Origin of the sequence: Parerythrobacter lacustris, assembly GCF_024626475.1 — a bacterium.
GTDB classification, from domain to species: Bacteria; Pseudomonadota; Alphaproteobacteria; order Sphingomonadales; family Sphingomonadaceae; genus Parerythrobacter_A; species Parerythrobacter_A lacustris.
In genome coordinates, this window is the sequence record NZ_JANKHH010000002.1 from 1 (window position 1) to 26749 (window position 26749).

24 protein-coding genes and 3 tRNA genes are annotated in these 26749 nt (G+C 64.1%); 10 read left to right on the forward strand and 17 right to left on the reverse strand.

Annotation, left to right across the window (positions count from 1 at the left end; genetic code table 11):
* Positions 1-564: 564 nt before the first annotated feature.
* Positions 565-2238 carry an energy-dependent translational throttle protein EttA gene (ettA, locus tag NSO95_RS02985; RefSeq protein ID WP_257594672.1) on the reverse strand — a complete coding sequence of 558 codons (1674 nt, stop codon included), beginning with the start codon at positions 2236-2238 and terminating at the stop codon, positions 565-567.
* 272 nt (positions 2239-2510) lie between these two features.
* Between ettA and NSO95_RS02990 the strand changes: the two genes are divergently transcribed.
* Together NSO95_RS02990 and NSO95_RS02995 are read left to right on the forward strand one after the other, a co-directional pair.
* Positions 2511-4850, forward strand: coding sequence for a TonB-dependent receptor (locus tag NSO95_RS02990; RefSeq protein WP_257594673.1), 2340 nt, complete (start codon positions 2511-2513; stop codon positions 4848-4850).
* 62 nt (positions 4851-4912) lie between these two features.
* On the forward strand, positions 4913-6295 hold the full coding sequence (locus NSO95_RS02995; RefSeq protein WP_257594674.1) for a M28 family peptidase: 1383 nt from the start codon (positions 4913-4915) through the stop codon (positions 6293-6295).
* Here the strand turns inward: NSO95_RS02995 and NSO95_RS03000 are convergent.
* The 5 genes from NSO95_RS03000 to NSO95_RS03020 all read right to left on the reverse strand — a co-directional run bounded on the left by NSO95_RS03000 (position 6276) and on the right by NSO95_RS03020 (position 10691).
* On the reverse strand, positions 6276-7634 hold the full coding sequence (locus NSO95_RS03000) for an MATE family efflux transporter (protein WP_257594675.1): 1359 nt from the start codon (positions 7632-7634) through the stop codon (positions 6276-6278). The two genes, NSO95_RS02995 and NSO95_RS03000, sit on opposite strands and share 20 nt — an antisense overlap.
* 76 nt (positions 7635-7710) lie before the next feature.
* Positions 7711-7787 (reverse strand) — tRNA-Pro (locus NSO95_RS03005).
* A gap of 25 nt (positions 7788-7812) precedes the next feature.
* Positions 7813-7886, reverse strand: a tRNA-Ile gene (locus NSO95_RS03010).
* Positions 7887-7958: 72 nt separating this feature from the next.
* Complete coding sequence (locus NSO95_RS03015; RefSeq protein ID WP_257594676.1) at positions 7959-8948, reverse strand: polysaccharide deacetylase family protein; 990 nt, start codon at positions 8946-8948, stop codon at positions 7959-7961.
* Between the two features lie 45 nt (positions 8949-8993).
* The gene (locus NSO95_RS03020) at positions 8994-10691 is read right to left on the reverse strand and encodes a histidine kinase dimerization/phospho-acceptor domain-containing protein (RefSeq protein WP_257594677.1); all 1698 of its coding nucleotides are present in this window, start codon (positions 10689-10691) and stop codon (positions 8994-8996) included.
* A gap of 235 nt (positions 10692-10926) precedes the next feature.
* Here NSO95_RS03020 and NSO95_RS03025 point away from each other — a divergent pair, with 235 nt between their 5' ends.
* Entirely contained in the window at positions 10927-11391 is a 465-nt protein-coding gene (locus NSO95_RS03025; protein ID WP_257594678.1) for an Lrp/AsnC family transcriptional regulator, read from the forward strand.
* Complete coding sequence (locus NSO95_RS03030; protein WP_257594679.1) at positions 11388-11762, forward strand: hypothetical protein; 375 nt, start codon at positions 11388-11390, stop codon at positions 11760-11762. Before NSO95_RS03025 ends, NSO95_RS03030 begins: the two co-directional genes overlap by 4 nt.
* On the opposite strand, the gene NSO95_RS03035 is transcribed toward NSO95_RS03030, so the two are convergent.
* From NSO95_RS03035 to NSO95_RS03060, 6 genes are all read right to left on the reverse strand, one after another.
* Entirely contained in the window at positions 11759-12382 is a 624-nt protein-coding gene (locus NSO95_RS03035) for a hypothetical protein (protein ID WP_257594680.1), read from the reverse strand. The two genes, NSO95_RS03030 and NSO95_RS03035, sit on opposite strands and share 4 nt — an antisense overlap.
* 38 nt (positions 12383-12420) lie before the next feature.
* Positions 12421-13779 (reverse strand): acetyl-CoA carboxylase biotin carboxylase subunit, encoded by a 1359-nt coding sequence (accC, locus tag NSO95_RS03040; RefSeq protein WP_257594681.1) that lies wholly within the window; start codon positions 13777-13779, stop codon positions 12421-12423.
* Positions 13780-13782: 3 nt separating this feature from the next.
* Entirely contained in the window at positions 13783-14253 is a 471-nt protein-coding gene (gene accB, locus NSO95_RS03045; RefSeq protein WP_257594682.1) for an acetyl-CoA carboxylase biotin carboxyl carrier protein, read from the reverse strand.
* A gap of 129 nt (positions 14254-14382) precedes the next feature.
* Positions 14383-14829 carry a type II 3-dehydroquinate dehydratase gene (locus tag NSO95_RS03050; protein ID WP_301332505.1) on the reverse strand — a complete coding sequence of 149 codons (447 nt, stop codon included), beginning with the start codon at positions 14827-14829 and terminating at the stop codon, positions 14383-14385.
* Positions 14830-14911: 82 nt separating this feature from the next.
* The gene (locus NSO95_RS03055) at positions 14912-15325 is read right to left on the reverse strand and encodes a holin family protein (RefSeq protein WP_257594683.1); all 414 of its coding nucleotides are present in this window, start codon (positions 15323-15325) and stop codon (positions 14912-14914) included.
* 118 nt (positions 15326-15443) lie between these two features.
* Positions 15444-15520, reverse strand: a tRNA-Pro gene (locus tag NSO95_RS03060).
* A 247-nt stretch (positions 15521-15767) separates the two neighbouring features.
* Here NSO95_RS03060 and yajC point away from each other — a divergent pair.
* The 3 genes from yajC to secF are packed head-to-tail and all read left to right on the forward strand — an operon-like array spanning position 15768 to position 18711.
* Positions 15768-16091 carry a preprotein translocase subunit YajC gene (yajC, locus tag NSO95_RS03065; RefSeq protein ID WP_257594684.1) on the forward strand — a complete coding sequence of 108 codons (324 nt, stop codon included), beginning with the start codon at positions 15768-15770 and terminating at the stop codon, positions 16089-16091.
* A 20-nt stretch (positions 16092-16111) separates the two neighbouring features.
* Entirely contained in the window at positions 16112-17719 is a 1608-nt protein-coding gene (gene secD / locus NSO95_RS03070; RefSeq protein WP_257594685.1) for a protein translocase subunit SecD, read from the forward strand.
* Between the two features lie 14 nt (positions 17720-17733).
* A complete protein-coding gene (secF, locus tag NSO95_RS03075) occupies positions 17734-18711 on the forward strand; it encodes a protein translocase subunit SecF (protein ID WP_257594686.1) in 978 nt (325 codons plus the stop codon).
* 4 nt (positions 18712-18715) lie between these two features.
* On the opposite strand, the gene NSO95_RS03080 is transcribed toward secF, so the two are convergent.
* The gene (locus NSO95_RS03080; protein WP_257594687.1) at positions 18716-19900 is read right to left on the reverse strand and encodes a glycosyltransferase; all 1185 of its coding nucleotides are present in this window, start codon (positions 19898-19900) and stop codon (positions 18716-18718) included.
* Positions 19901-19907: 7 nt separating this feature from the next.
* Complete coding sequence (locus NSO95_RS03085) at positions 19908-20480, reverse strand: helix-turn-helix transcriptional regulator (protein WP_257594688.1); 573 nt, start codon at positions 20478-20480, stop codon at positions 19908-19910.
* A gap of 96 nt (positions 20481-20576) precedes the next feature.
* Between NSO95_RS03085 and NSO95_RS03090 the strand changes: the two genes are divergently transcribed.
* Positions 20577-21053 (forward strand): DUF6456 domain-containing protein, encoded by a 477-nt coding sequence (locus NSO95_RS03090; protein WP_257594689.1) that lies wholly within the window; start codon positions 20577-20579, stop codon positions 21051-21053.
* A gap of 138 nt (positions 21054-21191) precedes the next feature.
* Here NSO95_RS03090 and NSO95_RS03095 read toward each other — a convergent pair whose 3' ends face one another.
* From NSO95_RS03095 to NSO95_RS03105, 3 genes are all read right to left on the reverse strand, one after another.
* Positions 21192-21764 (reverse strand): uracil-DNA glycosylase family protein, encoded by a 573-nt coding sequence (locus NSO95_RS03095; RefSeq protein ID WP_257594690.1) that lies wholly within the window; start codon positions 21762-21764, stop codon positions 21192-21194.
* Positions 21761-23701, reverse strand: a complete 1941-nt coding sequence (locus NSO95_RS03100; protein ID WP_257594691.1) for an ABC-F family ATP-binding cassette domain-containing protein — start codon at positions 23699-23701, stop codon at positions 21761-21763. The genes NSO95_RS03095 and NSO95_RS03100 overlap by 4 nt, the downstream gene beginning before the upstream one ends.
* A gap of 155 nt (positions 23702-23856) precedes the next feature.
* Positions 23857-25440, reverse strand: a complete 1584-nt coding sequence (locus NSO95_RS03105) for an amidohydrolase family protein (RefSeq protein WP_257594692.1) — start codon at positions 25438-25440, stop codon at positions 23857-23859.
* Positions 25441-25594: 154 nt separating this feature from the next.
* Between NSO95_RS03105 and NSO95_RS03110 the strand changes: the two genes are divergently transcribed.
* Together NSO95_RS03110 and NSO95_RS03115 are read left to right on the forward strand one after the other, a co-directional pair.
* A complete protein-coding gene (locus NSO95_RS03110) occupies positions 25595-26317 on the forward strand; it encodes an SIMPL domain-containing protein (RefSeq protein WP_257594693.1) in 723 nt (240 codons plus the stop codon).
* Between the two features lie 82 nt (positions 26318-26399).
* The gene (locus NSO95_RS03115; protein WP_257594694.1) at positions 26400-26705 is read left to right on the forward strand and encodes a PepSY domain-containing protein; all 306 of its coding nucleotides are present in this window, start codon (positions 26400-26402) and stop codon (positions 26703-26705) included.
* Positions 26706-26749 lie beyond the last annotated feature (44 nt).

The following is a 26749-nucleotide window of genomic DNA, read 5'->3' on the forward strand; positions in this document are numbered from 1 at the left end:
CTCGCTCAGCAAATACGGATAATCCATAGCCAACGCCTCCTTGACGCTGCCATTGAATCAACCAACCATGCCTCTTGCAAGCGATTTAATAGGTCCTGACCCTAGCGTTCTTCGCAGCAATCTTTGCGTGGGAAATCGTAAAAGCGATCCTAGTAAAGCTTTCGACCGAATTTCTAATTAGATTTCTCAATAGGAAAAATCCCTTCTCAGGCGAATGGGAAGATGATATTTTCGATAAAGATAACAACGTCGTAAAACGGGATAAGTTCATCATTACCCAGGATCGTAATGTAATTCACGGCTCAATAGAGCGAACATTTCCTGAGGAACAAAATTATAAAAAGTGGGAGTTTCATGGCCACCTGCAGGATGATTCGATAGTCGCATGCTTTTGGCCTGTTGACGCAACAGATTCCAGTTACGGATGTCTATTTGTAAGAAAAAAGGGTGATGGCCATTATGCTGGTTATTACCTTTCACAGACTTATCTTAAACAAGCGATGGACGCAAGAACTGCGCACCGCCCCACCCGTATAGATCTTCGCAAAAAACCACGGATTGCGCCTACCTAGTCAGCTTCTTGTACTGCAACTTCGTTGGCCTATCCGCCGCGTCGCCAAGCCTGCGCCGCTTGTCCTCTTCGTAGGCTTCGAAGTTCCCCTCGAACCACTCCACGTGGCTGTTGCCTTCGAACGCCAGGATATGCGTCGCCAGCCGGTCGAGGAAGAAGCGGTCGTGCGAGATCACCACCGCGCAGCCGGCGAAGTTCTCGATCGCGTCCTCGAGCGCCGACAGGGTTTCGACGTCGAGATCGTTGGTCGGCTCGTCCAGCAGCAGCACGTTGCCGCCCTGCTTGAGCATCTTGGCCATGTGCACGCGGTTGCGTTCGCCGCCCGACAGCTTGCCGACGTTCTTCTGCTGGTCCGCGCCCTTGAAGTTGAACGCGCCGACGTAGGCGCGGGTGGAGGTTTCCTGCTTGTTGACGGTCATGTAATCCAGCCCGTCGCTGATTTCCTGCCACACGTTGTTCTTGGGATCGAGGTGATCGCGGCTCTGGTCGACATAACCCAAATGCACTGTCGAGCCGATCTCGACCGTGCCGCTGTCGGGCTGTTCCTTGCCGGTCAGGATCTTGAACAGGGTCGACTTGCCCGCGCCATTGGGGCCGATGATGCCCACGATGCCGCCCGGCGGCAGGGTGAAGCTGAGGTTCTCGAACAGCAGCTTGTCGCCATAGGCCTTGGTCAGATTCTTCGCTTCGATCACCTTGCCGCCCAGCCGTTCGGGCACCTGGATGACGATCTGCGCCTTGCCCACGGGGCGGTTGTCCTGCGCGTTTTGCAGTTCCTCGAACTTGCGCACGCGCGCTTTGCTCTTGGTCTGGCGCGCGGCGGGGGTCTGGCGGATCCACTCGAGCTCGCGCTGGAGCGCCTTCTGTTTGCCGCTCTCCTCGCGGCTTTCCTGCTCGAGCCGCTTGGCCTTCTTCTCGAGATAGGTCGAGTAATTGCCTTCATAGGGGTAGTAGGACCCGCGATCGAGCTCGAGGATCCATTCCACGACGTTGTCGAGGAAGTAGCGGTCGTGGGTGATCATCAGCACCGCGCCGGCATAGTCCTTGAGGTGGTTTTCCAGCCACAGCACGGATTCCGCGTCGAGGTGGTTGGTCGGTTCGTCGAGCAGCAGGATGCCGGGCTTCTGGATCAGCAGCCGGGTGAGCGCGACGCGGCGCTTCTCGCCGCCCGAAAGGGTCTCGACACCCATGTCGCCCGGTGGGCAGCGCAAGGCCTCCATCGCGACTTCGAGCTGGTTGTCGAGCGTCCAGCCGTCGACCGCGTCGATCTTGTCCTGCAATTCGCCCATTTCCGTGCCGAGCGCGTCGAAATCGGCATCAGGCTCACACATCAGCGCGCTGATTTCGTTGAACCGGGCGACGAGGTCGGCGGTTTCCTTGGCCCCTTCGCGCACGTTTTCCAGCACGGTCTTGGTCGGGTCGAGCTCGGGCTCCTGCTCGAGATAGCCAACGGTGATGTTCTCGCCCGGCCAGGCTTCGCCGGTGAAGTCGGTGTCGATCCCGGCCATGATCTTGATCAGGGTCGACTTGCCCGCGCCGTTGGGGCCGACGATGCCGATCTTCGCACCCTGGTAGAACTGCAGGTTGATGTTGGAGAGAACCGGCTTCTGGGCACCGGGGAAGCTCTTGGTCATGTTCTTCATGACATAGGCATATTGCGCGGCCATCGGAGCGTGTCCTTTGAAACGTATCTGGCTGAGGAAATGTGTTGGCGCGCAGATAGGGGGTGCGGGCGTGCGGGGCAAGCGTGGAGCGGTGTGTGACGATGCGGCGCGAATTGCGTCCGTTGCATGACAAGATTCGTGGCTTTTGCGCAACGGGGGGCGTGGCATCGGCATTTCCTCCGCCGCATTCGGCTGTCATCAAATTGACCCATTGCTGCGGCGCGGCAATACCGCCTGCGATTTCGCCGGGAATCGGCATACAGGGGGTTTTTCACATGACGCGCATCTCGTCCTTTCTCGCCACCACCACTGCTCTCACGGCCTCGCTGCTGGGCGCCGCCCCGGTTCTGGCGCAGGAAACCGCCCCGACCGCAGAAGAGCAGTCGGGCGTCGGCATCATCGTGGTGACCGCGCAGCGGCGCGAGGAAGACATCCAGGACGTGCCGGTCTCGGTCACTGCGCTGCGCGACGATACGCTGACCGCGATCAACAGCAGCGGGCAGGACATCCGCGCGCTGTCGGGCCGGGTGCCCAGCCTGGTGGTCGAAAGCTCGTTCGGGCGCACCTTCCCGCGGTTCTACATCCGCGGCCTCGGCAACACCGATTTCGACCTCAACGCCTCGCAGCCGGTCAGCCTGGTGTATGACGACGTGGTGCTGGAAAACCCGATCCTGAAGGGCTTCCCGGTGTTCGACATGCAGCAGGTCGCGGTGCTGCGCGGGCCGCAGGGCACGCTGTTCGGGCGCAACACGCCGGCCGGGATCGTCAAGTTCGATTCGGTCAAGCCGCAGGACTTTGCCGACGGCTATGCCCGGATCAGCTATGGCAGCCACAATGCGATCAACGCAGAGGCGGCCGTCGGCGGCCCGCTGGGCGACAAGGTGAGCGTGCGGGTCTCGGGCCTGCTCCAGCGGCAGGATGATTACGTCGACAATATCCTCCCGTCGGGCACGACGGAGGACGCGTTGGGCGGATACAGCGATTTCGCGCTGCGCCTGCAGACCGATATCCACCCGAGCGACAGCTTTTCGATCCTGCTGACCGGCCAGTTCCGCGACCTCGACGGCACCGCGCGCCTGTTCCGGGCGAACAATTTCACCCGCGGCCTCAAGGGCCTCAACGCCAATTTCGACGAGGACACCATCTCGGTCGACGGCCAGAACGAGCAGCGCGTCAAGACCCAGAACGCCGCTGCCAGAGTGACCTGGGATATCGGCCCGGTCTCGCTGATTTCGGTCACCAGCTACTGGCACGGCCGGTCGACCTCGGTCGGCGATGTCGACGGCGGTTTCGGAGCGAACTTCCTGCCGCCCAATCTTTACGGCCCGGGCGAGATCCCGTTCACCGCCGAGACCCGCGATTCGATCCCCGATCTCGACCAGTTCACCCAGGAACTGCGCATCGCCAGCAATGGCGACGGTCCGCTGAGCTATCAGGCCGGGGTGTTCTATTTCGACGAATCGCTGCGCATCGTGAGCGAGAACTACTCAACGCTGGGTGATCCGCTCAACGCACCGGGCGGGGTCAACATCGTCGTCGCACAGGATCAGGAGAGCAAAGCGCTCGGCATCTTCGGCTCGCTGACCTATGATCTGACCGACCAGCTGAGCGTGACAGGCGGCATCCGCTACAACGATGACGAACGCGATTTCGTCGTCGTCCGCAGCCAGGACACGCAGTTCCCGACTTTCCTGCAGAACCCGCTCGGCACCGTCACCCGCAGTGTTTCCGACGACACGCTGACGTGGGACGCCAGCCTGAGCTACGCGGCGAGCGAGGACGTCAACCTCTATGCCAAGGTCGCACGCGGTTATCGCGCGCCGAGCATCCAGGGCCGCATCCTGTTCCCGCCCGCCACCGCGACCCCGCTTCAGGATGGGGTGACCGTCGCCGGTTCGGAGACGATCACCTCTTATGAAGCCGGCATCAAGTCGACGCTGTGGGAAGGGCGCGCGCGGATCAACCTCTCGGGTTTCCTGTATGATCTCAACGATGCGCAGCTCACCGCTGTGGGCGGCAACGTCAACGCCAACCGGCTGATCAACGCCGACAATGTGCGCGGCTACGGGTTCGAGCTCGACGCCGAGCTGGCACCGACCGACAGCCTCTTCCTGACCGCCGGTCTGAGCTACAACCACACCGAGATCCAGGACACCGGCCTCACCACCGCCGCATGCGGCGGAACGCGGGTCGACACTTTCCCCAATGTTTCGCTGTGCACCGTGCTCGATCCGATCGTGACCCCGGCCGCGCCGTTCGCAGCTGCCATCGTCAACATCGACGGTAACAGCCTGCCGCAAGCGCCGCGCTGGATCGCCAACTGGACCGCGCGCTACGAAGTGCCGATGGGCGACGGCGAGTTCTACGTCTTCACCGACTGGGCCTATCGCTCGAAGATCAATTTCTTCCTCTATGAATCGGTCGAGTTCCAGGATGCGCACCAGCTCGAGGGCGGTATCCGCGTCGGCTACGAAACTCCTGCCTTTGAGCTGGCAGCCTTCGTCCGCAACGTGACCAACGACCAGTCGGCGGTCAGCGGGATCGACTTCAACAACCTGACAGCGATGGTCAACGAACCGCGCGTGTGGGGCGTTGCCGCCGGGGTGAAATTCTAACGCCTTTGCTTCCGTGCATGGCCGCTGGACACGGGCATTGCCCGGCGATAGCACCCGCGGCCATGCACAAACCCGTACTCGCGCTCGCTGCGCTTTCGCTCGCCGTTCCCGCCGCCGCCAATATCACGCCGGTGCCGCCTACTCTGGAAGAGGCAGCTGACCGTGCGCATTCCAGTGACCGCTATGCGTGGGATTTCGTCGAAGGTATCACCACCGAGGTCGGGCCGCGGCAGGCCGGGACCGAGGCGGAAAAGCGCGGGCGCGACTGGGCGGTGCAATGGCTCAAGGCGCAGGGCTTCCGGAACGTTGCCGACGAGCCGTTCGAAATGCAGACCTGGGTGCCGGGGGAACTGCACAAGGCGGAAATTCTCAGCCCCTTCGCGCAGCCGCTGGTGGTGCAGCCGCTTGGCGGTACCGCTTCGACGGGTCCGGAAGGCATCACCGCTGAAGTCGTGTATTTCCGCACGGTCGATGAACTGCGCGCCGCACCCGACGGCAGCCTGACCGGCAAGATCGCCTATATCTCGCACAGCATGACGCGGACACAGGACGGCTCGCAATACGGCTTTGCCGGTCCGGCGCGCTGGGTCGGCTCGGGCATCGCGGCGCAGAAGGGCGCGGTGGCGACGGTGATCAAATCGGTCGGCACCGATTACCACCGCAATCCGCACACCGGCGGCGCGGGCTTCCCCGACGGCGTTGCGCCGACCCCGGCAGGCGCGCTGTCGCTGCCCGATGCGGCGAACCTCGAGCGGATGTTTGCTCGCGCCAAGGGCAAGCCCGTGGTGATGAAGCTGACGCTGACCCCGCAACTGCTCGGCACCACCACGAGCGGAAACGTGGTGGGCGAGATCGTCGGGCGCGATCCTTCGCTGCCGCCGGTGCTGGTGGCGTGCCATATCGACAGCTGGTGGAACGGCACCGGCGCATTCGACGACGGGGCAGGGTGCGGCATCGTCGCGGCGGCCGCGAAGCATGTCTCGCACAGCGGCCAGCCGCTGCGCACCATCCGCGTGCTGATGGCGGGCGCCGAAGAGGTCGGACTGTTTGGCTCGGTCGCCTACAGCGCGGCGCATATCGACGAGCCGATCGCGGTCGGCCTCGAAAGCGACTTCGGGGCAGACCGGATCTGGAAGTTCGAAAGCAACTTCCGCGACAGCAACCCGGCGCTGCACGCGAAGATCGCGAGTACGGTCGCACGGTTCGGGGTGTCGAACGGGACGGCGGTCGCCACCGGCGGCGCGGACATCAACATCGCGCGCGACCAGAAGACCGCGATCATCGACCTGCAGCAGGACGGCACCCGCTACTTCGACCTGCACCACACTCCGGACGATACACTCGACAAAATCGACCCGGTGCAACTGCGCCAGAATGTCGCGGTGTGGACGCAGGTGGTGGGCATCCTCGCCAATGAGCCGGGGCCTATCCTGCCGAAGGAGTGACGGGGAAGCTCCGCTGCATCAGGCGCGGGAGCATGGCGAGTTGGAGCAGAGCCCGCACGGCGAGGAACAGCGTGAAGCTGAGCCATAGCCCGGCGTTGCCCATCGGCCAGGTCAGCCACAGGCACAGTGCGAAGGCGAGGGCGGAGCCCGCCATCGACAGCAGCAGGGCGCGGGTCCAGCTCGCGCCGACGAAGACGCCGTCGAAGATGAAGCCGGCGACTCCGGCGAAGGGGATCAAGACCAGCCACAGGGCGCTCGCCTGCGCTTCGAGGGCGACCGCATCGGTCGCGGCAAAGCTGGCGAGGATCGGATCGGCGAACAGCGCGAAGAGGCCCGCCACCACCGCCGCTGCGCCGAAGCCGCGCAGCATAGTCGCGCGAATTGTGACGGCAAAGCCCGCCCGGTCTCTCGCGCCGAACCGCTCGCCGTTGAGCACTTGCGCGGCGTTTTCGAACCCGTCGAGCAGCAAGGCGGTCAGCACGAACATCTGGTAGATGATCCCGTTCGCCGCCAGCACCACGGTGCCGCGCTCGGCAGAGAGGCGGGTGAGGGCGGCCAGCGCGATCATCAGCACCAGCGTGCGCAGGAACAGGTCGCGGTTGATCGAGAGGAACGGCGCAAACGCCTGCCAGCCGAGATTCGCCCGGTCGCGCAACTGCACCCAGATCGCTTGCAAAAGCTCCCCGCGCAGCAGGAAGGCAGTCACGACCAGCAGCTTGGCGTATTCGGCGATCAGGCTCGACCAGCCGACCCCCGCGATGCCCATGTCGAGCGACAGCACGAACCACAGGCCGAGCGCGATATTGAGCAGATTGTAGGCCACCTCGAACAGCAGCACCGCCGTCATCTGCCGCCGCCCGACCATGAAGCCGATCAGCGCGAGGTTGAGCATCACCGCCGGCGCCGACCAGTAGCGGATTTCCGCATAGATCCGTGCGGCACCGAGCACTTGGCCCTCCGCCCCCAGCGCATCGAGCGCGAAAGGCAGAACGACGGGCTTAGCAAGCAACAGCAGCGCCGCGATTGCCAGACCCACCAGCAGCCCGCGCAGCAGAACCGCCGCCTGCGCCTCTGCGCCGCTGCGCGTACCCTCCTGCGCGACGAGGCCGGTGGTACCGGTCTTGAGGAAATTCATCACGGTGAACAGCACCGCGAACAGCCGCGCGCCGACATCGACCGCGCCCTGCGCCGCCGCATCCTGCATCTGCCCGACGATCCACATGTCGCCCAAACCGATCAGCGCGGTGGCGACATTGGTCACCATCGCGGGCAGGGCGATGGCCCAGATGGCGCGGGTTTGGATGGGAGTATGAGCGACTGTCGCGGAAGGGGTGTTCACAAGGCCGCCTCCCGCGCTTCGCTTGCGAGCATTTTGGCCGAAAGTGTCCCCCGGACACTTTCGAGTCTCAAAATGCTGGTCGGGGAGAGAGGATTCGAACCTCCGACCCCCTGTACCCAAAACAGGTGCGCTACCAGGCTGCGCCACTCCCCGACCGATTTCGCCGTGTTGCATCCGGTGGGCCCGGCAGGACTCGAACCCGCGACCTAGCCGTTATGAGCGGCCAGCTCTAACCAACTGAGCTACAGGCCCATGGATGCCGTAAGGCGAGGCGCGCGTTAGCTTGGCCGTCCTGCGGTGGCAAGCGGAATGGCGCGGCGGTGCTCAGCCAGTGACGACCGATTGCATGATTTCTCTGATCGAGGTCGGTTTGACTCCGCGCAGTTCGAGGTAGCCGTAGATCCTGCGCCACCAGTCGTAGAGATCGTCGAGATCCTCTTCGCTGCGCACATAGGGTGTGTTCCCCGGAACCAGCGAAGGGCTGTGGAACGAGAGCACCAGCAATGGCAATTGATCATCGATCGCCATGTCGATCCCGCGAATGGCTTCGTCGATCGATACCCCCTCCGGCGTCAAGGGTATCCGCTCAAGCAGGCCCAACTTGGCGAACAGGCCGGGCAGCTTCGGAAGGTTGCCGAGGACGGGATTGAGCAGACCGCCCTGCCGCCGCAGCATGCCCCAATAGACGGTGGTCAGGGGCAGCTCCAGCAATTGCCGGTCCTCGTCCACCCAATAGGGGTGGAGCGGGTGGCGGCTGTAATCCGCGCCGCCGCCCGGCGAATAGTCGAAGTTGGCGCGTACCGAGGTATCGATCGCAACGCCTGCGCGCTTGAGGATCGCCCCTGTGTTCGGACCCAGGCCATAGCGCCCCGCGCGGTAGACCTGCGGACTGGCACCGAAGTTCTTCGCGATGGCATCGCGCAGGCGCAGCAGCTTGTCTTCCTCCAGCGTCGCCGGAAGGTTGCCCGCAAAGCTGTTGTGCGCGTTGACTTCCTCGTCATGCGGCGGGTTGACCCATGGGTGCAGCTGGATGCCGATCTCGGCCCGGCCCGCTGCGATCGGCTCGCGCAAGATTTCGACCGCCATCGGGCTTTCCGCGATCGGCCAGTCGACGAGATAGAGCGGGACGACGCCCAGGCCCTCGCAGAACTGCTGGAACTTGGCCAGTCGCGGGATGTGGTCGAGCCCGTGACCGTCGGCGCTGAACGGCTTCTCCCAGTCGAATTCCTCTTCGGTATCGACTGTCAGGATGGCGCGCTGGCCGAACCCTTCGCGAAACATGGCCCTCGAACCGGCAGCCGGCGTATCTAGCATCGACCGGCTCACCCGCCTGTCACCCCCTGTGGTTGAAGCGCCCCCTCAGGCCGCCGAATTCTGGCTAGGTTCGCCTGCGGACCCGGTCAAGAGCGGCAAGGTCACAATCAGCCAGTCTTCGACCCGCGAGAGATTGCCGCCCACAGCCTGAGCTTCCGCCCGGGCGAGCCGCAAGGAAAATCCGGCACCGAACATGCCCGCGCGCAAGGTGCCTCCCGGTGCCTTCCCGGAAGTCTCGAACAGATCGTCCTCACCAGCGAGGGAGGCTGGCAGTTCGCAGGCGAATTTGGCATAATTTCCGTGCCGCGAAAGCTCGACCCGCAACTGCTCGCCCGCACCGACCGCGCCCGCGATCGTCGCCAGAACTCGCCAGGTCAGGCCTTCGCAATCGGTCGGGGCCATCGGAACCGAACCGACCGTTTCGCTCAGGAAATCGAATCCGGCGGTGCGCGCGGCGAGCACTGCCTGCAACTGCCCGACCATCGCGCCGACCACCGTGTTCACGTCGCTGGCACCCTCATCGAGTTCGAGCGCACCGGTCTCGAGCCGGGCCAGCCGGTCGATCTCGTCGAACCCGGCAAGGATCCGCGCTCCGTCCCCCGCAATGCTGGCGGCGAGCGCGCGGTACTCGTGCGGAGCGGGCCCGAAGACTTGCTGCTGGATCACTTCCGCGAAGCCCTGAATCGCATTGGCCGGGGTACGCAATTCGTGGAGCAATTGGCGCAGGCGGTCGGCTTCGGGCGCAATTTCGGTGTCGGGCGGGTTGCCGGTCCGATGCGGCGGTCGGCGGAACTTGCCTGCGTAGCCGGAGAATTGCCCGCTCGGCCGGGCAAAGCGCGGCATCGCGTCGACGATCCAGGAGCCCTCGATGCCGGGCGCGCCCGCGATGTCGATCGCCGCCATCCGGATGGGCTGGCGCAGCAGCACCGCGCGGCGCATGGTGTCGGTGGAAAGCCGAGCGCCAATCACCATCGGGGCGACCGCGCGATCGGCCCAGACGATCCTGCCCTCCGTGTCGGCGGTGAAACCGAATCCGGTGACCGGAGGTGGTGCGTGCGCCGGCTTTTCGCCCAGCGGCAAGCGCGGGGCATCGGATCGATCGGCATGCGATTCTGCGCGCGCCTTGCGGAAGCTCTCGATCCGGCGAACGAGCGCGCCGATGGATCCCTCATCCTCGGCAGCAAGCGGTTCTACCGCCTGTGCTTCGTCTTCGGGCTCGAGCTCTGCGGTTGCAATCGAATCGTTTGCCGGGATTGGCAGTTCGGCGTTGGGCGCGCCCTGTGGTTCGGCGCCGCTCCCATCGGGCATGGGCAATCCGCGATCGTGGATCCCCAGCCGCTCGAGCAGCTCCTGCGTGCTCGGCGGCAGGTCGCGACGCAGGCGCAGGAAGCCGCGCGCGCGGATGGGCAGGCGCGGGACAAGCGCGTTCCAGTCGTCTTCGGCCAGACGCGCATGCGCGAGCGCTGCGGCGGCGACTTCGGGCTCGTCCTCCGCAAGGTGATAGGCAAGCTCGGGGTTGCGAAAGCGCAGGCCGGGCTCGCGCAGCATCCCGGCGCGTTCGGTCGCCGGGATCATTTCTCCGAGCGCGGCCAGCCGCAACCACGCGGCGGCGAGCAGACTCTTATCGTCCGAGACCCGGCGGCTGCCGAGCAGGTCGAGCAGCTGGCGGAACTGCGTACGCGCCGCCGTTTCGCCCGCTGCGCGGTGGCGCAGTACCGTGGCCAGGCGGTCGTCGAATTGCATGAGGATCGGGCGGCTCCGCTGTGGCTCGAAAGTGGCAGGACTGGCGCCAGCGAGGACCGACGCGAAGCGTCTCTAACAGCTTCCGCCGGGTTGGAAACGCTGGTCGGCCCGCCCGTTGCAAAGCGGGACAATTGCTGGCACAAACAATAAAATTAGCCGCGAGGGACTGTTTGAGCGGCATTGGTTTCACACCTGCGGATCATTGCTGCGGGAAGGCACGCGAAAGGGGCGCATCATGGCCAACCTTGACGAGATCGACCGCAAGCTGCTTTCCGAATTGCAGAACGAAGGCCGGGTAACCAATGTCGAGCTGGCCCAGCGCGTCGGCCTCACCGCGCCGCCGTGCCTGCGCCGTGTTCGCGCGCTGGAAGAAGCCGGGATCATCAAGGGCTATCACGCCGAGCTCAACGCGTCCGAACTCGGTTTTGCCATCACGGTGTTTGCCATGGTCAGCTTGAAAAGTCAGGCCGAATCCAGCTTGCGCGAATTCGAAGAGCACATGCATGCGCTGCCCGAAGTGCGCGAAGTCCATATGCTCAACGGCGAGATCGATTTCATCCTGAAGGTGGTGAGCAAGGACCTGCAGAGCTTCCAGGAATTCCTCACCAGCAAGCTGACGCCGGCACCGAATGTGGAGAGCGTCAAGACCAGCCTGACGATCCGTACGAGCAAGCTGGAGCCGGGGGTTCCGCTCGAATGAAGGTTTCGATTGCCCCGGCCATGGCGCTGGCGGCGTCAATGATCACCGGCTGTTCTGAGCAGCAAGAGGCCGCAGTCTCGCTGGCGGCCATGTCGGAGGAGGAACATCTCGCTTGCGCGGCGAAGATCAGCGCCTTCGACCGATTGCTCGGGGAAGGGAAGGTTGCAGCCATGCCGGACGGCACGGGTGACAGGCTGGTGGCGATGATGACGCACCTCAATTCCTACGCCATTCCCCAGAACATTCGCGAGCCCGACGCCTTTGCTGCGCTCAACGCTCTGCGCGAGCAGTTTCTGGCCGAGCAGAAACCGGATGCTATCCGTGCCGATGCGATGGAGTGCATCGGGGTGGCGGTCGAAGCGCTCGGTTAGCCTCCGGAGACGGCGAGATTCTGGCGCGCGATCAGGAGTTCGGCGGGCTGCCAGAAGCCTTTCGTCGCACCCGTGGATGCGAAGAACACCGGCGCGCTTTCGCCGTTCACATCGAGCTTGAGGCCGACCTGCAAGCCGCGCGATTCGTTGAGGAATTCGCGCAGAGTGAAGGAATTGACGATCATCCGCACGAAGCAGCCCTTCTGCACGCCCGAATCGTAAGGGCGGGGCGCGCTGCCCTCGGCGGAAATCGACCCTTCGCGCGTCACGAGGTGCAGGGTGTATTTCCTCTCTGCCATTTTCGCGCAGCTGTCGCCGATCCCGCCGTCGATCACAGCCACCTTGAGATTGGCCTTGCCATCGAGGCCGAACAGCAGGTCTTCGCGAAAATTGCCGGTCGTCAGCCGCCGCGTGAAGACATGCTTGGCGTTGAATTCGTTGAAGATCACGCCCGTGCGCCCACCGCTGTCCGGCGCGCCCCACGAGGTTGCCATGGCATAGATGAAAGTGCTGTCCGCATCGCCCGAGGCGGAAGACGCCATCGCGCCTTGTGCCTGCTCGAGCGCCACCGCGGCTGCGCTTTTCGGCGCGTCCTGCGCCATGGCACCAGCCGTTGCCATCACAAGTGAGGCTGCGAAAAGTCCACGAATTCGCAACCCTATTTCTCCTCACCAGCTCGCTCGGCCAACCATTCCTCAAGCCATTTGATCGAATAGTCGCCGTTGAGCACGTCGGGCTGGCGCAGCAGTTCCTGGTGCAGCGGGATCGAGGTTTTGACGCCTTCGACCACCATTTCCTCCAGCGCGCGGCGCAGGCGCATGATGCATCCTTCGCGGTTGCGGCCGTAGACGATCAGCTTGGCGATCATGCTGTCGTAGTAGGGCGGGATCGAATATCCGGCGTAAAGTCCTGAATCCACGCGCACATGCATCCCGCCCGCCGGATGGTAATGCGTCACCTTGCCGGGGCTGGGGGCAAAGGTCCACGGATCTTCCGCATTGATCCGGCATTCGATCGCATGGCCGGTGAAGCGCAAATCTTCCTGCGTCACCGAAAGCGGCTTGCCATCGGCGATGCGGATCTGTTCGCGCACAAGGTCGAGCCCGGTGATCATCTCGGTCACCGGATGTTCGACCTGCAGCCTTGTGTTCATTTCGATGAAGTAGAAATCGCCGTCTTCCCACAGGAATTCGATCGTGCCGGCGCCGCGATAGGCCATCTTGCGCATCGCGTCGGCGCAAACTTCACCCATACGGTGACGTTCCTCAGCAGAAAGAACCGGGCTGGGCGCTTCTTCGAGCACCTTCTGGTGCCGCCGCTGGAGCGAGCAGTCGCGCTCGCCCAGATGGATCGCATCGCCGTTGCCATCGCCGAACACCTGGAACTCGATATGGCGCGGGTTGCCGAGGTATTTCTCGAGATAGACGGTTGCGTCCCCGAAAGCGGCCTTGGCCTCGCTGCCTGCCTGCTGCATCAGGGTTTCGAGCTGGTCGGGGCTGTTGCACACCTTCATGCCGCGCCCGCCGCCGCCCGATGCGGCCTTGATTATCACCGGGTAGCCGATTTCCTCGGCGATCCTGGCAGCCTCGACCGGATCCTCGATCGCACCGTCCGAGCCCGGGACCAGCGGCAGGCCGAGTTCGCCGGCGGTTTTCTTCGCCATGACCTTGTCGCCCATGGTCACGATGTGCTCGGGCTTGGGGCCGATCCACTTGATCCCGTGAGCTTCTACGATCTCGGCGAACTTGGCGTTCTCCGAAAGGAAGCCGTAGCCCGGATGGATTGCATCCGCATGGGCGATTTCCGCTGCCGAGATGATCGCAGCGTGGTTGAGGTAGCTGTCGCTCGCCGGTGGCGGCCCGATGCACACCGCGTGGTCGGCCAGGCGGACATGCATCGCATCGGCGTCGGCGGTCGAATGCACCGCGACCGTCTCGATCCCCATTTCGTGCGCCGCGCGGTGGATGCGCAGCGCGATTTCGCCCCGGTTGGCGATCAATATGCGCGAGATACCCATCGTTTAGGCGATCACCACCAAGGGCTGGTCGAACTCGACCGGCTGGGCGTTCTCGACCAGAATTGCGGTCACCGTCCCGGCCTTGTCAGCGGTGATCGGGTTCATCACCTTCATTGCCTCGATGATGACCAGCGTGTCGCCCTGCTTCACGCTGTCGCCGACAGCGATGAAGTTGGGTGCGCTCGGATCGCCGGCGAGATAGCAGGTGCCGACCATCGGCGACTTGACCGCATTGGCGTGGTCCGCCGAAGCAGGCGCTTCGGGCGCCGCCGGGGCAGGCGCAGCAGCAGCTGAGACCGGTGCCTGAGCCGGAGCGGAACCCAGCCCCGCCACGCCGAGAATCTGCTGCGTCGCGTAACCGCCGCCGCACGAAACGCGGATCTTGCGTTCGCCATCTTCGACTTCGATTTCGGTGAGCCCGGACTCGCCGAGCATTTTCGCCAGTTCGCGAACCAGCTTGATATCCACATTCATTCCGGGCCTGGAGCCCGAGGAGCGACTGTTGTCGGCCATTGATGTGCCTCTTGTCTGTTGCAGGCGTGAGCCTATGCGCGGCCCGGCGCGGGCTGGCAAGGGCGCGAAGGCGGATTCTGCCGCCGAAAGTTACAATTCCGCTACGGCATCGAGCGCGACGATATAGCTGCGAGCACCGAGCCCCGAGACGCATTTAACCGCGCCCATGCCGACGTAGGAAATGTGGCGGAACGGCTCGCGCACCAGCGGATCGGACAGGTGGACCTCGATCACCGGGGTGCGGATCGCCTTGATCGCATCGAGCAGCGCGATCGAGGTATGGGTATAGGCGGCGGCATTGAGCAGCACGGCGCGGGCACCCTCGGCCTGCGCCTCGTGCAGCCAGTCGACCAGCATCCCTTCGTGGTTGGTCTGGCGCATGTCGATTTGGAGGCCCAGCTCGCGAGCGCGATCTTCCAGCATGCCGGCGATATCGTCGAGCGTGTCGGAACCGTAAATCTCCGGCTCGCGGGTGCCGAGCAGATTGAGGTTCGGTCCGTTGAGGACGTAAACGGTATTGGTGATATCGACTGTCATCGGTGCGGCTTAGCGGGCGACGCTGCGCCCGCAAAGCCTGTATCGGCAGGTGAAGTGGAACATGTGGAACACTGTCCAAGCACTATTTGTCCACCCCTTGCACCTTGCCCCACTGTCGCGCGGCGGTGTAGCCGAGGTAGCCGGTGCCGAAGAGCGCGTAGAGCGGTTCCGGCAGGCCGCCGAGATAGGAGTTCATGCCCGCAGCGATGTCCTGTGCGAGACGGGCGTTGAATGCTGCGAGAACCCCCATGGGAATCGCGAACAGCAGCAGCGTGTACATCACATAGAGGAAGCTCGGCCGCGCGCGGCTGGTCCACGGGTCGGTGGAGTTCGCCTCCGCGACAATGGCGGAAAGTCGCGCTTCGATCGCCTGCAGTTCCTGCGTGCCCTGCAACTCGATCAGTTCGAGCTTGGCCCGCGCGCGAGCCTCCTTGTCCGGGATGATTTTGTCGATGATCGAGGCGATCGGGCCGATAAGCGATTCGAGAACAGCCATGGTCTTGCTCCTTGCATTGGGAGCAGGGCATGTAACCATATCGGTTCGTGTAGGAAAACATATTCTCCAACACTCCCAGCACAGAGCTGGATCGAAAGTCGATGGAGGGAAATTCCACTGGTCGGGAAGACAGGATTCGAACCTGCGACCCCCACACCCCCAGTGTGATGCGCTACCAGGCTGCGCTACTTCCCGAGACCAGTGGAGGCGGCGCTATAGGGCGCAGGTTCCGGCAAGGCAAGCACCGTGCAACGCGCCGGGGCGCGGGCCGGCGATGTGGCGATTTTCGCACACCGGCCTGCGTTCGATTGCGGACGCCTTGCATTGCTGCTAGGCGCGCCCACCTATGCCCCGCAGGGGGAGGAATGGAACGGTCGATGCGCCGGTTCCGCACCCCCGGCGAGACGGCACAAACGGGTTCTCACGGATTGGGTTATAGACGATGATCGACTTTCTGTCCGCTGCTGCGACTGCCGCAGAAGCGCCGCCTTTCTGGCTCCAGCTGCTGCCGTGGGTCGGCATCTTCGCGATCTTCTGGTTCCTGCTGATCCGTCCGCAGATGCGCCAGCAGAAGGCCCACCGCGAGAAGATCGAGAGCGTGAAAAAGGGCGATCAGGTCGTCACCGCAGGCGGGATCGTCGGCAAGGTGATCAAGGTCGACGAGAGTTACGCCGAGATCGAAATCGCGCAGGGCGTCCGCGTGAAGACGGTCAAGGCGACCATCGGCGATATCATCCCGCCCGGTGGCAAAGCCGCGAACGACTGATCCGGAGAGGCTGACCCGACATGCTCGAATTTCCGACCTGGAAGAAGGTCTGGCTGTGGGGCATTACCCTGGCCGCAATCGTCGCTGCATTGCCCAGCCTGTTCAACATCGCCAATGTGCGCTGGCCCGACTCGCTGCCCGATCCGCAGGTCAACCTCGGGCTCGACCTTGCGGGCGGCAGCCACATCCTGCTCGAGGCGGATACCAGCCAGGTTGCCAGCCAGCGGCTGCAGAACATGGAAGATGCGGTGCGATCCGCGCTGCGCTCCGCCGAGCCGCGGATTCGCGTCGGTGACGTGTCGACGCGCGACGGACGACTGAGCTTCATGGTTGAGAGCCCGGCGGATGTCGATCGTGCGCGCGAAGAAATCCTCCCGCTGGTCAACGGCAGCGGGCTGGTGCGCGAGTGGAACCTCGAAGTCGTCGACCAGACACGCTTCGTGCTGACGCCGACTTCGGCCGGCTCTGAAACGGCGCTCAATTCCGCGATGGACAGTGCGCGAGACATTATCGATCGCCGGGTGAACTCGCTGGGGACCCGCGAGCCGACGATCATCCGCCAGGGCGAGAACCGGATTGTCGTCCAGGTGCCCGGTCTCGACGATCCGGACGAGGTCAAGGAACTGGTCGGCAAGACCGCGAAGCTCGAGTTCAAGCTGGTCGATCCTGAATTCCAGCAAGACCTGCCTAACGAGACGGCTGGTGAGGTCACCAAGGTCGGGACCCAGGTTGTTCCCTATGCCAAGGGCACGCCGCAGGAAGGATTCTCGGTCGTCGTCCGGCGGCTTGGCGGGATTCAGGGCGATTCGCTGATTGACGCCAAGGCCGGCAACGATCCGCAGGACAACTCGCCGGTAGTCAACATCACTTTCGATGCGCAGGGCGGCTCGCGCTTTGCCAAGCTGAGCGCAGAGAACGTCAATCGCCGCTTTGCGATCATCCTCGACGGCGAGGTGATTTCCGCACCCAACTTCAACGAGCCGATCTATGGCGGGCAAGCGCAGATTTCGGGCAATTTCACCACCGAATCGGCGATCGCGCTGGCCATCCAGCTGCAATCGGGCGCGCTGCCGGTCGATCTCGAAATCGTCGAGGAACGCACCGTCGGGCCCGATCTCGGGGCGGATTCGATCAAGAAGGGGCTGATCGCGATCATGATCGGCCTGTTCGCGGTTATCGCGCTGATGATCGCGACCTACGGCCGCTTCGGACTTTACGCGACCTACGCATTGATCCTCAACGTCGGCATGCTGTTCGGCATCATGGCGATCGGCAACACCACGCTCACCCTGCCGGGCCTGGCGGGTTTCGTCATCACCATCGGTGCAGCGGTCGACGCCAACGTGCTGATCAACGAACGCATCGCCGAGGAGCGCCGACGCGGGAGGCGGGTCGTCGCAGCGGTCGAGACGGGCTACAAGGAAGCGAGCCGTGCGATCTATGACGCAAACGTCACCAATTTCATCGCCGGGGTGCTGTTGTTTCTGTTCGGGTCGGGGCCGGTTCGCGGCTTCGCGGTAGTCCTGATTATCGGCCTGTTCACCAGCGTCTTTACCGCCGTCACGCTGACCCGCATGTGGGTCGCGGGCTGGCTGCGCAAGGCGCGGCCCAACGAACTCGTGATTTGAGCAGGGGATAGACCATGCGACTTCTCAAGCTTGTCCCCGACAACACCAACCTGAAGTTCCTCAAGTGGCGGATGCCGTTCTACGTCGTCAGCATCATTCTGATCGCGTTGAGCTGGGGCCTGGTGATCACCAAGGGGCTCAACTACGGCGTCGACTTCGCCGGCGGGCTCGAAATCCGCGCGAGCTTTGCCGAGGGCGAGCCCGCTCCGGTGGCCGAGCTGCGAGAGCGGGTCGCCCAGCTCGGCTATGGCGAGCCGGTGGTGCAGCAATTCGGTGCCGAGAACCAGGTATCGATCCGCGTCCGTCTGCCCGCCGAAGCTGAAGGCGACAATGAGGCCGCCCAGCGCATCGCCAACGACATCGTCAGCGAGATTTCGAGCAACCACGAGGATTTCCAGCTCGACGGGAACGACAACGTTTCCGGCAAGGTATCGGGCGAGTTCTGGAACACCGCGATCTGGGCACTGGTCGCGGCGATGGTCGCGATCTCGATCTACATCTGGGTTCGCTTCGAATGGCAGTTCGGTGTCGGCGCTCTGTTTGCCCTGTTCCACGACGTGTCGCTGACGTTGGGACTGTTCGCGCTGTTCCAGCTCGAATTCAGTCTGCAGATCGTCGCCGCAATCCTCGCGATCATCGGTTACTCGCTCAATGACACCATCGTCGTTTACGACCGGATTCGGGAAAACCTGAAGAAGTATCGCAAGATGGCGATGCCGGAACTGCTCGACCTGTCGGTCAACGAGACTCTCGCGCGTACGGTGATGACCTCGCTGACGCTGTTCGTTGCGCTGATCCCGTTGGTCCTGTTCGGGCCGGAAAGCCTGTTCGGCCTGTCGGCGGCAATAACCTTCGGGCTGTTCGTCGGGACCTACAGCTCGGTCTATATGGCCGCGCCGATCCTGATCTGGCTGGGGGTCACGTCGAACAGCTTCGTCCCTGACGAGAGCGCTACCGACAAGCAGGACCGGCTGGCCCGGGGCGAAGTCTGACGCGTCAGCCGCTGCCGGTCAGCCGCTCGAAATGGGCGGCGAGATCGGCAGCGTTGCGATCCCAACTGAAGCGTTCGGCAAATGCGGCGACCGCTTGAGGATCCGCCTTCGCGGCGAGCACCTGCTCCATCCCCTGCGCGACTGCCTCGACCGTCCGCTCGACAATGACCCCGGCTGTGTGCGCGGTGAGCAGTTCGCGCGCACCGCCGACATCGGAGATGACGATCGGCGTCCCGCAGGCGAGCGCCTCGACCCATGCGTTCGCCAGACCCTCGCGCGCCGAAGGCAGCACCATCGCATCCGATGTCGAGAGAATGAGCGGTAACAGGTCGTGATCGACCGAGCCGGTGAAATGGACCCGGTCGGCGACGCGCAGATCCTGCGCCAGGTTGCGCAGGTGGCGTTCATCCTCGCCCTTGCCGACCAGTACCAGATGCGCGCCGGCAATTTTGGCCAGCGCGCCGATCACCAGATCCTGCCCCTTGTGCTGGACCAGTGCCCCGACAGTGGAGAAGACCGGCGCGGTCGCGGGCAGGGCAATCCCCAGTTCCTTCGATAGGGTCGAGCGCAACGCGACATTGCCGAGCGGACGAAAGCGGTCGCGATCGAGCCCGGTGTAGTTGAGCGCAATCTTGCGTCTGCTCATGCCCAGTGCGACCATATCGTCCGCCAGCGCCTGAGAGACTGCGATCAGCCCAGTGGCGCGCGCAGCGGCGTGAAGCATCTGCTCGCGGGCGAAATCCTTCGCGCCCCAGAAGGTGATGTCCGATCCGCGGGCCTTGATCGATAGCGGCAGGCCGAGCCGTTCGGCGATCCACGCAGCGGCAGGGCCATCGGGGTAAAAGAACTGCGCATCGACCAGTGCGAAGGGCTGTTGCGCGTGCAGCCGCTCGACCAGCGGCAGTATCTTCCGTGCGATGTTGGACGGATTGCTGCGCGCGCCGAAGCGCGGGATGAGGGTGAACTTGGGGCGAAAGATTTCGACCCCGTGCTCGATCCCGTCGATCGCGGCTGCCGCGAGTGGCTTGTACTTCCCGAATGCGATGGGCGGGATGCCGATCGGGTTCACCACCGAGACCTTCCAGTCGCCTCGCTTGGCCAGCGCCTCGAGCGAGCGTGCGACGAAAGTCCCGAACCGCGGCGCATGCGAGTTGGGATACAGCGTCGAGATGGAGAGAACGCGTTTCATCGATCTCTCACAGCTTGCGGACCAGCATTTCGGCGACCGCGATCCATGCCGGATCGTCGACCACGATCTGCTTCTGGCCCATACCGGGCGGCAGCACCCCGATCAGTGTGCCCTGCCGGTCGATCAGCCGTCCGAAAGCGAAACGTCCGCCAGGGCGCGGAACCAGCACGTCGCGGTTGATCGCCTTGCTGCTGTCCGAAAGTCCGACTTCCCGCAGCCACAGCTGATCGCCCGCGCGGTATTCGCCCATGCCCGCTTCGACCGTGAGTGCCATCAGCGGAGCATCGCCGCCCAGTTCGGTCGGCAGCACCGCGTCGGCTTCCCGCGTCAAAGCTTCGGCACCTGCTTCGGTCAGGCGTGCCACGATCTTGGGGTGCGAGCCGGTTTCGGATCGTACCAGTGACTCCGGATCGACTTCCAGCGCGGCGGCGATCCGTTCCATCCAGACCAGCGAGAGATTGCGCATGCCCGTCTCGAGGCGGCCAATCGTCTGCGGGGTCGTTTCGGGGACGCAGGCCTCGGCCAGATCGGCGAGTGTCCAGCCCTTTGCCTTGCGCAGGTCACGAATCCGGTTGATCAACCAAGCCTCCTCTGGCGAACCATATCGGTTTCTCCTTTCCTACAGGGTTCCACTTTTGGCAAGGAGCGATTCGCCAATCACCATGGGGAGCAAGACATGCGCCGCGAACTCGTCGAACGCGAACTGACCAGCGAGGGTGTGCGCCACGCCGCAAATGCGAAGGGGAAACGGCGCACGGCGACCATCAACATCGCCGAATCCCCGCTCGGCTGGCTTCACGCGCGCGGCCATCTCGATGACCGGCTGTTCGATGCAGGGGAACGCCTGCGCGCTGACTACGAGCGCGCTCAGCTCGGCCCCAATGTCACCATGCGGTGGGACCCGGTGCGGATCAAGGGGCAGGGGAGTGACGCATCCCTAAACCCAACCGAACGCCAGATTGCCGCAAAGGCGCGCTTCCACGGCGCGCTGGGCGAGGCCGGGAAGGGTTTGCAGGACATCCTCTGGCGCGTCGTCTGCGCCTGCGAGGGCCTGCCCGACGCCGAACGTGCGCTGCAATGGCCTGCGCGCAGCGGCAAGCTGGTGCTCAAGCTCGCGCTCGACCGGGTGGCCGACTATTATCGTATCAATTGATTTTCTCACACCAAGGCACGAAGAGGTTGCGCTAGCGGCGAAGCCGCCCTGCGAAGCTGGCCCTTCGACTTATCCGCAACCTGTGTTTGGCAGGCCTGCTGCCTCAGGCGATCCCGTCTTCGTGTCTTCGTGTGAGTCTCAACACCCCATCATTTCCGCCACCCGGTCTCGCAAGACCGGCAGAACCTCCGCCTCGAACCATGGATTGTTGCGCATCCAGTTTGTGCTGCGCCACGATGGGTGCGGCAGCGGAAAATAGCGCGGCAGGTGGTCTTGAAACTGCCGCACCCGCTCGGTGAGCGATGCCTTGCCGCTGTCGCAGAGATAGCGTGCCTGCGCATAGCTTCCGATCAGCAAGGTTAGGCGATCCTCCGGCAATTCGGTCATGATTCGCGCGTGCCATGTGGGGGCGCATTCAGGGCGTGGCGGCTTGTCGCCGCCGCTGGCTTTGCCCGGGTAGCAGAACCCCATCGGCACCAGCGCGACCCGCGCCGGATCGTACATTTCGCTCTTGGTCAGGCCGGTCCACTCGCGCAGACGGTCACCGCTGGCATCGTCCCACGGGATGCCGCTGGCGTGGACCTTTGCACCGGGTGCCTGACCGATGATCACCAGCCTTGTGGTCGGGGAGAAGCTGACGACGGGCCGGACCCCATGCGGCAAATGCGCGGTGCAGATGGTGCAGGCGGCAATCTCGTCGCGCAGGCTCACCCTTCCACCAGCTCCGCCAGTTCGAGCCAGCGCTCTTCCGCAGCTTCCTTCTCGGCACGGGCGTTCTCGATGCCCTGGCTGATACTGGCGAATTTCTGCGGGTCGGCGGTGTAGAGCACGGGGTCGGACAGCAGCGTCTCGCCCTTGGCGATTGCCGCTTCCAGTTCCTCGATCCGCTTCGGCAGCAGTTCGTAGTCACGCTGGTCCTTGTAGGAGAGCTTCTTGCCCACCTTCCCGCTTGCGGGAGGGGGCGAGGGGGCGGGCGCCTCTACCTCAGACCCAACCATAACCCCTCCCGCAAGCGGGAGGGGAGATTTCTTCGCCTTGACCTGATTCCGCTCGCGCCGCTTGGCCTCCCAGTCCTCGTAGCCGCCCGCGACGATATCGACCAAGCCGCTTCCGTCGAGCCCGAGCGTCACCGTCACGGTCTTGTCGAGGAAGTCGCGGTCGTGGCTGACGATCAGCACGGTGCCGTCGTAATCGGCGATCACTTCCTGTAGCAGGTCGAGCGTTTCGAGATCGAGATCATTGGTCGGCTCGTCGAGCACCAGCAGGTTGGACTTGCGGGCGAATTCGCGCGCCAGCAGCAGGCGGCTGCGCTCCCCGCCTGACATGATGCCGACCCTGGTGTCGACCACCCGGGGGTCGAACAGGAAGTCTTTCAGGTAGCCTTGCACGTGCTTGCGCACCCCGCGCACGTCGATCCAGTCGCCGCCTTCGGCCAGCACCTGCCGCACGGTCTTGTCGCCTGCCATCAGGCTGCGCTGCTGGTCGATCATCACCCCGGTGAGCTTTTTCGAAATCTCGACCTTGCCGCTGTCGGGCTGCAGTTCGCCGGTCAGCAGCTTGAGCAGCGTCGTCTTGCCCGCGCCGTTCGACCCGACCACCCCGATCCGGTCGCCGCGCTGGATACGCAGGGTGAAATCGCGGATTATTGTGCGGCCCTTTACTCCGCCATCCGTTCGCCCTGAGCTTGTCGAAGGGCTTGGCGCTGGCCCTTCGACAAGCTCAGGGCGAACGGGAGTCGGGACGTCATTTGCCGGATAGGATTTCCACACGCCCTCCGCGACGATCACCGACTTGCTCTTGAAGTCCTCCTCGCTCGCGAGGCCGAGCTTGGCGCTGCCGGTGGGGGTGATCATCGCCGCGCGTGCGCTGCGCATCTGCCACAGCTTTTCGAGCCGCCCCTGGTTGCGCTTGCGCCGAGCGGTGACGCCGCGTTCGAGCCAGTGCGCCTCGAGCTTGAGCTTGGCATCGAGCTTTTCCGCCGCGCGCGCCTCTTCGGCGTAGACCGCCTCTTCCCACGCGTCGTAGCCGCCGAAACCGATCTCCTTGCGGCGCAGCGTCCCGCGGTCGAGCCAGATCGTCGCGCGGGTGAGGCGTTTGAGGAAAGTCCGGTCGTGGCTGATGACCACGAAGGCGCCCTTGTAGCGGTCGAGCCAGCTTTCGAGCCAGGCGATCGCCGCGAGGTCGAGGTGGTTGGTCGGCTCGTCCATCAGCAGCAGGTCGGGGTCCTGCGCCAGCGCGCGGGCGATGGCGGCGCGGCGTCTTTCGCCCCCGCTCGCGCCCTTGGACGGCGTGCTCATGTCGATGCCGAGCTGGCTGGCGATGGCTTCGACCTCGTGCTCGGCCGGGGCATGATCGCCCGCCAGCGCAAAGTCCATCAGCGTGGTATGGCCGGTAAAATCGGGGTCCTGCTCCAGCACCACGATCCTGAGGCCCGGCTTGACCTTGCGCTCGCCCTTGTCGGCTTCGATCTTGTCGTCAATCAGGCGGAACAGCGTGGTCTTGCCCGCCCCGTTGCGGCCGATCAGCGCCAGCCGGTCGCGTGGTTGGATATGCAGGTCGAGAGCGTCGTGGTCGGGCCCGCCGAATAGCCACCGGCCGCCCTGCTGCAGGGCCACGCCTTCGAGATTGAGAACGGGAGGTTGCGCCATAGCGCGTGCCAGCTAGGCGAGCTTTCGACAACTGGCAACTCAAAGCCCCTCCCCAAGGGGAGGGGTTGGGGTGGGGGTACGGCGCGTGTGGCTTCGTCCGGCTTTACCACAAGCGCCGTACACCCACACCCAACCCTCTCCCTCAAGGGAGAGGGCTATTGCTGTGGCAAACTGCCGCGCTTCGCCTTCTCTTCCTCAACCATTGCGGCGACATCGGCGAGCAATTGCCGCGCATCGTAGACGATGCCGTCCTTGACCGTCCACCGGACCCCGCCGACGGTCTCAAGCTGGTTGGTTTCGCGGTTGAGGCGGGTGTGGCCGGTGCCGTACAGCACCTTGAGGTTCGCCAGCGGGTTCTCCGGCACGATCACCAGGTCAGCCAGCTTACCGACTTTGATCGTACCGAAAGGCGGGTTGCCGCCCTTCGACTGCCAGATTTCCTCCGCCCCGTTCATCGTTGCCGCGCGGATCACCTCGAGCGGGGTCAGTCCCGCTTCGCGCAGCATCTCAAGCTCGCCGATATAGGCGAAGCCCCAGGTCTGGTAGATGTAGCCCGGGTCCGAACCAGCGGTAACCCGCCCGCCGCGGCGGTGGAACTCGCGGGTAAGGTCGAACCACTTGCGGTAGAAATTGCGCCACGCGACCTCGTCCTCGCTCGACCAGTCGTGGTAATAGCTGCCGTGGTTGGTCAGGCTGGGGGAATAGAACTCCATCAGTTGGGGCAGGGTGTATGTCTCGTGCCATTCGAGATTGCGCGCGCGCATCACGTCGCGGCTGGCGGCATAGATGTTGAACGTTGGGCTGAGCGTCACACCCTTCTCGATCATCAGGTCGATATACGCATCCCATTGCTCGCTGCCCGGTTCGCCGACCTGATCGGCCAGCCGCGCGACCCAGGCGAAGCGGCTCTGTTCGTCGAGATAGTTGAAATCGGGGGGATATTGCGGGGTCGCACTGCGATCGAGCAGGCTCTCGAAATGGCCGTAGAAATGGGTCACGCCGTCGAGCCCCAGTTCGATTGCCTTCCCGGCATCGACCCGCGCCACCCCGCGCTGGCCGAGATGGGCGACGGTGCCGAGGCCGAGCTTGTCCGCCTCGTCGTTGATCGCCGCGAAGGTCGCCGGGTCCTCGCTGTTGAAGAACTTGATCCCGTCGTATCCGCGCGTCTTGGCCCAGCGCGCCCATTCGCGGCCCTTGTCGGGCGTATCGACCGTGCCGCCCGGCCACACATCGCCCGGCACGGCATAAGCGTAGAGGCGCGGCGCGACGATGGTGTTGGCTTCGCTGCGGCGCTTCTGGTCAAGCGAGGGATCGTCCGGCCCCCAGCCGAAGCCGACCCCGCGCACGGTGGTCACACCATGCGCCAGCCACAGCTTGAAGCCGTAGGACGGCTGCGGAGCCTTGTCGGCATCGCCATTGTGGCCATGAACGTCGACGAAGCCGGGCAGGACATACATCCCCCGGGCATCGACCACCCGGTCGGCCCCGGCGAGGGCGCTGTCGGGCAGGCCGCCCGGCGCGATGCGCGCGATGCGATTGCCTTGCACCACGATGTCGACGGGACCCTCCGGCGGGGCACCGGTGCCGTCGATCATCGTCGCGCCGCGAATGATCAGCGTGCCGTATGGCCCATCGCCTTCGCCCGATTGGCGCGGCGGGAGCTGCTCCATTTCCTGCGCAGCGAGCGGTGCGGCAGCCACCATGGCAAGCGCGGCCAGGGCAAAGCGCAGCAGATTCATCGGCGGGTCCCTCAATTGTTCGAAACCCATAGGCCATGCCGCGCGTTGGTAAGCAAGAGCAGCCCTGAGGTCTGGCGGCATTTTGTTCAGCACAGGGCAAGCGGCGGTGTCAGAACAGGGCGGCAATGTTACCTTGTATCATGGAGATTACCCGATGAAACGTCTCGCGCTTTCCCTCGCGCTCGGCACTGCCGCTGTCGCTCTTTCCCAACCGGCGCAGGCCGATGTCCAGATCACCACCAACCAGCCGGTGGTCGAACTCTCGGTAACCGAAACCGTGAAGGTCGATCCCGATATCGCCACCATCGGCGCGGGCGTGCAGACGCTTTCGCCCACCGCCGTCGAAGCGATGCGTGCAAATGCGCGCGAGATGACCGCAGTCATCAACCGGATCAAAGCGCTGGGCGTGGACGAGAAGGACATACAGACCACCGGCGTGTCGCTTTATCCGCAGTACGACTACGATCAGGAGCAGCGCAAGCAGGTGTTCCGCGGCTATCAGGCATCGAACCGGGTCAGCGTGATCCTGCGCGATATCGATCGTACCGGACCTGTGCTTGATGCGCTGGTTGCTGCGGGCGCGACCGATCTTTCGGGTCCGGACTTCTCGATCGACGACGACACCGCCGCAAAGGCGCAGGCGCGCGCTGCCGCGATGCAGCGGGCGGAGGCCATGGCGCGGGACTACGCCCGGATGGCGGGTTACCCGAACGTCCGCCTGCTGAAGGTCAGTGAGGCCGTCGGCTATTCCCCGCCGCAGCCGATGATGCGAATGGCCAAGGTCGAGGCCCAGGCGGCCGATGCCAGCACCCCGATCCAGCCGGGCCAGATCGGCAGCAGCGTGACGGTGAGTGTCACTTACGAGATGACGCGCTAGCCCGTCATCCCAAAGGGTGAACGGATGGTAACGTTGCCATTCAGAACTTGTTCAATGCTGCGACCTTAGGCACAGCTGCACGATGAACAGGAAACTCGCCTCGATCCTTGCGGCTGCAGCGCTCGCTCACGGTTTCGCCGTGGCTCCAGCGCATGCACAGCCGCAGGGTGACGAGGACAAGGCACGCAAGGAAATGCGTGCGGGCAATGTGCTTCCGCTGCGCGAGATCGAGCGCCGGGTCCTGCCGATGATGCGCGGGGCGGAATATCTCGGCCCGGCCTACGACAGCGCGGCAATGGCCTATCGCCTGAAGTTCATTCGCGATGGCAAGGTGATGTATGTCGATGTCGACGCACGCACCGGGCGTATATTGCGCCGCAGCCAATAGGGCATGAAACGCTGCACGAGTTGACGCGTTTGCTTCAAACGACC